Consider the following 7,469-nt stretch of genomic DNA (forward strand, 5'->3'; position numbering starts at 1 on the left):
GGATCTCTCCCCGGCCCCCGCGCCTCCGCCACACCACGACGGCAACGGATGTACATGCAGTACATTGGTGGCATGAACGAGCCAGTGACAGCCACGATGTCGGAGGTGCGCAGACACCTCGCCGACACCATCGACCGTGCCCGCCACGACCGCACACCGACCTTCATCACCCAGCGGGGCAGGACCACAGCGGTCCTGCTCGACGCCGATGAGTACCGCCGCATGCTCCACATCGTGCGGTCGGCCGAGGACGCGTGGCTCCACCGGCTCGCGGACGAGGCCGAGCTCGAGGGACGGGAGCAGTCCGTCTCCCTGGAGGAGATGGCCGCTCAGCTCGCCCGAGGGGACACGTGATCAGGCACCTCACCCGCTTCACGCCCGCGGCCCGGCGCAGGATGCGCGGGATCCCCCGGGACGAGGCCGTCCGGATCCTGCGCCGACTGTCCGAGCTCCAGCACGCCCTCGACGACGGTGACACCAGTGCTCTGGACATCAGGCCCCTGCCGGGCCACCAGGGCCGGTGGCGACTGTGCGTCGGCGCCTACCGGGCCGTCTGCACCCTGGACAAGGACGACGACGGTCAGCCGATCGTGTGGGTCTGGGTCATCACGGTCGGCGATCGCCGGGACGTCCACCGGCAGGATCTCTGAAGCCGCTCGGGGCTCTCGGACGATCCGCGCCCGGCGCGCCAGTCCGGCCGGGACGGGCGCGCCGGGGCCCCGCTAGCCCTTGACGGCGCCGATGATGACGCCCTTCGTGAAGTGCTTCTGCACCAGGGGGTAGATGAACGTGACCGGCACCAGGGCCACCACCACGATGGCCATCTGGATGGCCAGGTTGGGCGCCGACGCCGTCCCCTGGACCGCGTCGCCGATCACCGAGCTCGAACTGATCTGCTGTCCCTGCTGGACGTACTGCCGCAGCACCAGCTGCAGCGGCCACCTGGCGTTGTCGTTGATGTAGAGGATCGCGTTGAAGAAGGCGTTCCAGTAGCCCACCGCGTAGAACAGCCCGACGACGGCGGTGACCCCCTTGGACATGGGCAGGACCAGGCGGGTCAGGATCGTCCACTCGCCGGCCCCGTCCACCCGGGCGCTGTCGGCGATCTCCCCCGGCAGGTTCATGAAGAACGCGCGCATCACCACCAGGTTGAACGCGTTGACCGCCGTCGGCAGGATCAGCGACCAGTAGCTGTCGATCAGTCCGAGGTCGCCGACCAGCAGGTACAGCGGGATCATGCCGGGTGCGAACAGGAACGTCAGCAGGACCGCGAACAGCAGCGGCCGGTGCCACAGCGAACCCGGCTGGGACAGCCCGTACGCGGCCAGGACCGTGGCGGCCAGGCTGACGGCGGTGCCGACCGCCGTCACCCCCAGGCTCACCAGCACAGCCCGGGACACGACGCCGCCGCCGAACAGGTCGGCGTAGGCCTGGAGGGAGAAGCCCTGGGGCACCATGACGAGCCCGCCCGCGGCGTTCACCGCGGAGGCGGGGGACAGGCTGGTCAGGACCACGACGTAGAGGGGGAAGACGATGACGGCCGCGATCGCCGCCAGCGTGGTGTTCTTCGCTGCGCGGGCGGGGAGGCTCGGGCGTTCCGCCCACACGGGGCGGTCCTTGAACAGTGTGCTCATGCGCGTCGGTAGATTCCGTTTTCGCCCATCTTGTGGGCCAGCTTGTTGGCCAGCAGGATCAGGACCAGGCCGACGACGCCCTTCACGAGGCCCGCGACCGCTCCCGCACTGAAGTTCCCCGTGACCAGTGTCTGGTGGTAGATGAAGGTGTCCAGCACCTCGGAGACCTGCGCGCCGAAGGCGTCCCTCTGCAGGTAGAACTGCTCGAACCCGACGTTGAGGATGTCGCCGATCTTGAGGATCAGCAGCAGGACGATGACGGGCCTCAGGCCCGGCAGGGTGATGTGCCACATGCGCTGCCAGCGGTTGGCGCCGTCCACGGCCGCCGACTCGTAGAGGTTCTGGTTGATGGCGGCCAGCGCGGCGAGGAAGATGATCGTCCCCCACCCCGCGTCCTTCCAGACCATCTGGGAGGTGACCACGAACAGGAACGCGTCGGGGTCGCTCATGATCTCCAGCGGCGCGTACCCGTTCTGCCGCAGGAGCTGGGAGAACAGCCCGGCCCCGCCCAGGATCTGCTGGAACAGGGTGACGACCAGGACCCACGAGAAGAAGTGCGGCATGTAGACGATGCTCTGGAGGAGCAGCCGCAGCCTCGGCGTCATGACGCTGTCCAGCAGGATCGCCAGCGCGATGGGGATCGGGAAGAAGAACACCAGCTGGACCGCGGCGATGACCAGGGTGTTGCCCGCGGCGCTCCAGAAGCGCGGGTCGGTGAACAGCCGCTCGAACTGGGCGAACCCGACCCACGGGCTGCCGAGGAGGCCGTCCCAGGGGTTGTACTCCTGGAACGCGATGACGTTGCCGAGCGTCGGCGCGTAGTGGAAGACGGCGAGCAGCCCGAGCGCCGGGACCGTCATCAGCAGGAGCTGCCAGTCGCGGCGCAGTCGGGCGCGCAGCGGCGCGCGGGTCGGGCGCCTCACGTCGGGGACGGTCCGGGCCCGTGCCCTGCCCCCGCGTTTCCGGGACGCGGGGGCCGCCGTCCGCGGCGTGCGCGGACCCCGGCCGGCCCCGGGGCCGTGCGCGGCGCCGTGCCGGAGGCCGTCCACGGGGGCGCCGGTCCGCTCAGTCACGGCCGTGCTCCTGGAGGACCCCCATGTAGAACTCCCGGCCCTCGTCCCCGCCGTCGCGCCGCCAGTCCGCGACGGCCCGGTCCAGCTGTCCGAGGTCCTCGCGCCCGCGGATGATGTCCTCGACCTTGTCGGTCATGGGGGTCTCCGCGCCGGAGAAGCGCTCGGGGCGCTGGATGCGGATGCCCGCGAACGGGTCCTCCTCGGTGAACTGGGCGGCGTGGTTGTACCAGGTGGTCTTCCACTCGACGAAGTCCGGGTACTGGCTCTCGGTGATCGCCTGGGGGCGCCCGCTCAGGAAGTAGTAGCCGTCGTTGACCTCGCCGTTGCCCAGGTCGGTCAGCTGGGGCGCCCCCCGGTCGGAGCGCTCGTGGTGGACGCCCTCCTCGCCGTACCGGTAGTCCATGTACTCCTGGGTGCCGAACGGCGCCGCGCAGAAGTCGAGGATGCCGAGGACCTCCTCGATCTGCTCCGGCTCCATCCCCCTGCGCACGAACACGGACTGGGCGGAGGGGTCCGCGGTGTGCATGACGGGGTCCCGGCCGGAGTCGCCGAACACCGGCATCAGGTCCAGGCGGAAGCCGGGGTGGTCGCCGAGCATCGCCGCGTACGCCTCGTGCCAGGCGCCGATGCCGTCCTGGTTGAAGACGATCTGACCGGAGTTGAGCAGCTCCTTGGAGTTGTCGGCCTGGGCGACGATGTCGGGGTGGACGAGTCCGGCGTCGAAGATCCTGCGCATGTACTCGACGCTCGCCCGCCACTCGTCCGTCTCGAACATGTGGATGAGCTCGCCGTTCTCGTAGCGCCACTGCTTGGGGGCGCCGAACACCTGGCGGATGCTGAGGTTGAAGTCGCCGAACGCCCACCGGTTGCCGTCGGGGTCGTTGATCTCCTCGCCGATCGCGAACAGGTCGTCCGGGCTGGTGGGCGGCTCCAGGCCGTACTCCTCCAGCAGGTCGCGCCGGTACAGGACCCAGTTGCTGAACGGCTCGGACGGCCAGGGCACGCCCTGGAGCTGCCCGTTGAAGACGTTCCAGCGCCAGGCGTCGCTCTCCAGGTTGGCCAGCAGGGGGTAGGCGGCGGCCGCGTCGCCGGCCAGGTACGGGGTCAGGTCCTCGAAGAGTTCGCCCACGGCCCGGTTGAACTGGGGGATCAGGTTGATGACCCAGTCGGGGAACATCGTGATGTCGGCGACGTCGCGTCCGGCGATCACCGCGTTCATCTTGTCGATGATCGTGTTGCCGTCCTGGAAGTTGAACCTGACCGTCGAGCCGAGCCGGCCGTTGACGTGGTCGAAGAACGAGTTGTTGCCCAGCCCCGGGGGGATCGGCCCCCACATGGGGGTCATCGCCGTGTACTCGCCGCCGCGTCCCCGCGGCTCGGACACCGCCCGGAGGAACGTGTCGGGGTAGGCCGTGAACCCGGAGGGCGCGCCGTGCAGCCCCTCGATGTCGGGGGAGACGCCCTCGAAGGGGATGTAGGTGGGGATCAGGTCGTCCAGGGAGGTGGCGGCCGCGGCGGAGCCGCCGCCTCCGCCGCCCGATCCCGACGAGCAACCGGAGAGCACGCCCGCCGAGAGGGCGGCCGCGGTGGAGGCCCCCATGAGGCCGAGGAAGCGCCGGCGGCCGGGCATGGGAAGCAGGGGGGTGGGGGGCATAGCGTCGTTCCTTCGGTCGAGCAGGCCGGAGCCCAGGGGGGTAGGAAACGAAGGGCCATTTTGCTATGAATTAGTTGGCCGTTTAGACAAACAAATTACTGCACTGTGATGTGGCACACAAGATCCCTTCGACGTCGAAGTCGAAGCGGTTCGATTTCGAGGGGCATTGCCTCCGCGCACGAGAGACGGAACCCCCCATGAGCACGCATGCGACCGTCCCGCCCCACCGGGACCCCGGCCTCCCCGACGAACTCCGCCTGGACGACCTGCTCAGCCGCCTCACCACCGACGAGAAGATCGGGCTCCTGCACCAGCACCAGGCCCCCGTCGAGCGCGTCGGCCTCGGCCCCTTCCGCACCGGCACCGAGGCGCTGCACGGCCTGGCCTGGCTCGGCCCGGCCACCGTCTACCCGCAGGCCCTCGGCCTCGCCAGCGCCTGGGACCCCGACCTGCTCCGCCGGGTCGGGGAGGCCACCGCCGACGCGGTGCTCGCAAGCCTGGACCGGGGGGCCGGACGCAACGTGTGGGCGCCCGTGGTCAACCCCCTGCGCGACCCCCGCTGGGGGCGCAACGAGGAGGGGTACTCCGAGGACCCGTGGCTGACCGGCCTCCTGGCGACCGCCCACGCGCGCGGCCTCGCCGGGAACGGCGCCCGGCTCCGCACCGCGCCGACCCTCAAGCACTTCCTCGGCTACAACAACGAGGAGGACCGCTGCGTCACCTCCAGCGACCTGCCGCCCCGGGTCCTGCGCGAGTACGAGCTGCCCGCGTTCCTGCCCGCACTGGAGGACGGGGCGGCCGTCGCCGTCATGCCCTCCTACAACCTGGTCAACGGGCGTCCCGCCCACCTGAGCCCGCTCATCGGCGAGATCCTGCGCCCGGCCGCCCCGGACCACGTCCTGGTGGTCAGCGACGCCTACGCCCCCGCCAACCTGGCCGGGCTCCAGGCCTTCCACCCCGACCCGCCGACCGCCTACGCGCACGCCCTCCGCGCCGGGGTCGACAGCCTCACCCAGGACGACGACCGCCCCGACGGCCCCCTCGGGCACGTCCGGGAGGCGCTGAGGCGGGGACTGCTCACCGAGGCCGACATCGACCGGGCCGCCCGCCGCGTGCTGTCGATCCGGCTCAGGCTCGGCGAGTTCGACCCCGCCCACCCGGCGGGCCCGGACGGCGGGGGCGACCCGGGCGCCGGGGACCGCGCAGAGGGGGGCGGAGGCGCCGCGGAGCGGCCGGGCGGGGCCCCACCCGTCGGCGCGTACACGGACGACACCCCCGCGCACCGGGCGCTCGCCCGCGAGGCCGCCACCCGCTCCCTCGTCCTGCTCCGCAACGACGGGCTGCTGCCGCTGCGCGGCGTGCGCCGTGTCGCCGTCATCGGCCAGCTCGGCGACACCGTGCTGGAGGACTGGTACAGCGGCACCCTGCCCTACGCCGTCACCGCGCGGGCCGGCATCGCCGAACGGGTAGAGACCGTCTTCTGCGAGGGCGCCGACCGGATCACGCTCGACACCGACGGCGGACGGGTGCTCGCCCCGGCCGGCGGCGGGCCCCTGGAGGTGGCCGCCCCCGGACAGGGGGACGGAACCGGCTTCGACCTCCTGGACTGGGGCGGCGGAGCCCGCGCGCTGCGCTCCTCCGGGACCGGCCTGTACGTGGACGAGCAGCCGGACGGCACCCTCGCCTGCACCGCGCCCGGACCCGGGACCTGGGAGGTCCGCCAGACCTTCCGGTTCGAGGAGCGCGCCGACGGCCTGGCCTGCCTCGTCCAGGTCCACAGCGGACGCCGTGTCGCCGTCGGCGCCGAAGGGGTCCTCCGGCTCACCGACGACCCCGCCGGGGCCGCCGGGTTCCGGGTCACGGGGCTGGGCACGGGGGCGGCGGAGGCCGCCCGGGCCGCCGCGTCCGCCGACGCCGCCGTCGTCGTCGCGGGCGACCACCCGATGGTGAACGGGCGCGAGACCGAGGACCGGACCGACCTCGACCTGGCCGCCGCGCAGGAGCGGGTCCTGCGCGCCGTGCACGCCGCCAACCCGGCCACCGTGCTGGTGCTCAGCAGCGGCTGCCCGTTCGGCGTCACCTGGGCCGACGACCACCTCCCCGCGATCCTCTGGTCGGCCCACGGGGGCCAGGAGTACGGGAACGCCCTCGCCGACGTGCTCTTCGGCGACGCCGAGCCCTCCGGCAGGCTCACCCAGACCTGGTACCGGTCCGCCGACGACCTCCCCGGCCCGCTCGACTACGACATCATCGGCGCGCGCGGCACGTACCTGTACTTCGAGGGGGACCCCCTCTACCCGTTCGGTCACGGCCTCGGCTACACACACGTCGAGTACGCGGCCCCCGCCGTCACGGTCGACGGCGGCCGGGTCACCGTCACCGTCATGGTCGTCAACACCGGACCCCGCCCCGCGGACGAGGTCGTGCAGGTGTACACGCGGCAGCTGGCCTCCCGGGTGCGGACCTCGCTGCGCGCGCTGCGCGGCTTCACCCGTGTCCGCGTCGAACCCGGCGGCGGCGCCGTGGCCACGGTGTCGTTCGACGTGGAGGACCTCGCCCTGTGGGACACCACCCGCGACAGGTTCGTCGTCGAGGAGGCGCCGCGCGAGGTGCTCGTCGGGCGCTCCGCCACGGACATCCGGACCACGGCCGCCCTGAACGTCCCGGGGGAGGCCATCCCTCCCCGCGACGCGTACGCACCGTGGTCGGCCACCGGGTACGACGAGGCCCGGGGCACCGCGCTGTGCCCGCTCACCCCCGAACGCGGCGACGCGGTGCGGGCGCGGGCGGACGGCGCCTGGGCGGCGTTCCACGACGTGGACCTCGGCACGGGGGCCGCCGCCTGCCACCTGTCGGTCAACGCCGGACACGCCGCCACCGTGCGCCTGCGCCTGGACGACCCCGGCGACGGGCCGACCCTCGCCGTCGTGGACGTTCCGGCGGACCAGGACCGCTACGGCTTCACGGCCGTCCGCGCGCCCCTGGTCCCCGACGGCGTGCCCGCCCGCGGGATCCGCGACGTCTACCTGGTGTTCGAGCGCTCCGGCACGGCGGTCGCCACCCTGGGGTTCTCGCGGGACTGACACCGGGCGGGACCCGCCGCCCGGC

6 protein-coding genes are annotated in these 7,469 nt (G+C 72.3%); 3 read left to right on the forward strand and 3 right to left on the reverse strand.

Going from position 1 to position 7,469, the window contains the following annotated elements:
• Positions 1-72: 72 nt before the first annotated feature.
• Both ACWGL3_RS29675 and ACWGL3_RS29680 read left to right on the forward strand, forming a co-directional pair.
• Positions 73-354: a type II toxin-antitoxin system Phd/YefM family antitoxin gene (locus tag ACWGL3_RS29675; RefSeq protein ID WP_267947726.1), complete on the forward strand. Its 282-nt coding sequence runs from the start codon at positions 73-75 to the stop codon at positions 352-354.
• On the forward strand, positions 351-650 hold the full coding sequence (locus ACWGL3_RS29680) for a type II toxin-antitoxin system RelE family toxin (protein WP_267947727.1): 300 nt from the start codon (positions 351-353) through the stop codon (positions 648-650). The genes ACWGL3_RS29675 and ACWGL3_RS29680 overlap by 4 nt, the downstream gene beginning before the upstream one ends.
• A gap of 72 nt (positions 651-722) precedes the next feature.
• Here ACWGL3_RS29680 and ACWGL3_RS29685 read toward each other — a convergent pair whose 3' ends face one another.
• The 3 genes from ACWGL3_RS29685 to ACWGL3_RS29695 are packed head-to-tail and all read right to left on the reverse strand — an operon-like array spanning position 723 to position 4,361.
• Complete coding sequence (locus ACWGL3_RS29685) at positions 723-1,634, reverse strand: carbohydrate ABC transporter permease (RefSeq protein WP_267947728.1); 912 nt, start codon at positions 1,632-1,634, stop codon at positions 723-725.
• Positions 1,631-2,683 (reverse strand): ABC transporter permease, encoded by a 1,053-nt coding sequence (locus ACWGL3_RS29690; RefSeq protein ID WP_431061515.1) that lies wholly within the window; start codon positions 2,681-2,683, stop codon positions 1,631-1,633. Before ACWGL3_RS29690 ends, ACWGL3_RS29685 begins: the two co-directional genes overlap by 4 nt.
• Positions 2,684-2,699: 16 nt before the next feature.
• Complete coding sequence (locus ACWGL3_RS29695; RefSeq protein ID WP_267947730.1) at positions 2,700-4,361, reverse strand: extracellular solute-binding protein; 1,662 nt, start codon at positions 4,359-4,361, stop codon at positions 2,700-2,702.
• A 197-nt stretch (positions 4,362-4,558) separates the two neighbouring features.
• Here ACWGL3_RS29695 and ACWGL3_RS29700 point away from each other — a divergent pair, with 197 nt between their 5' ends.
• Positions 4,559-7,444: a glycoside hydrolase family 3 C-terminal domain-containing protein gene (locus ACWGL3_RS29700; RefSeq protein ID WP_452462059.1), complete on the forward strand. Its 2,886-nt coding sequence runs from the start codon at positions 4,559-4,561 to the stop codon at positions 7,442-7,444.
• Positions 7,445-7,469: the final 25 nt, after the last annotated feature.

It is taken from the genome of Nocardiopsis sp. NPDC055824 (assembly GCF_053616335.1).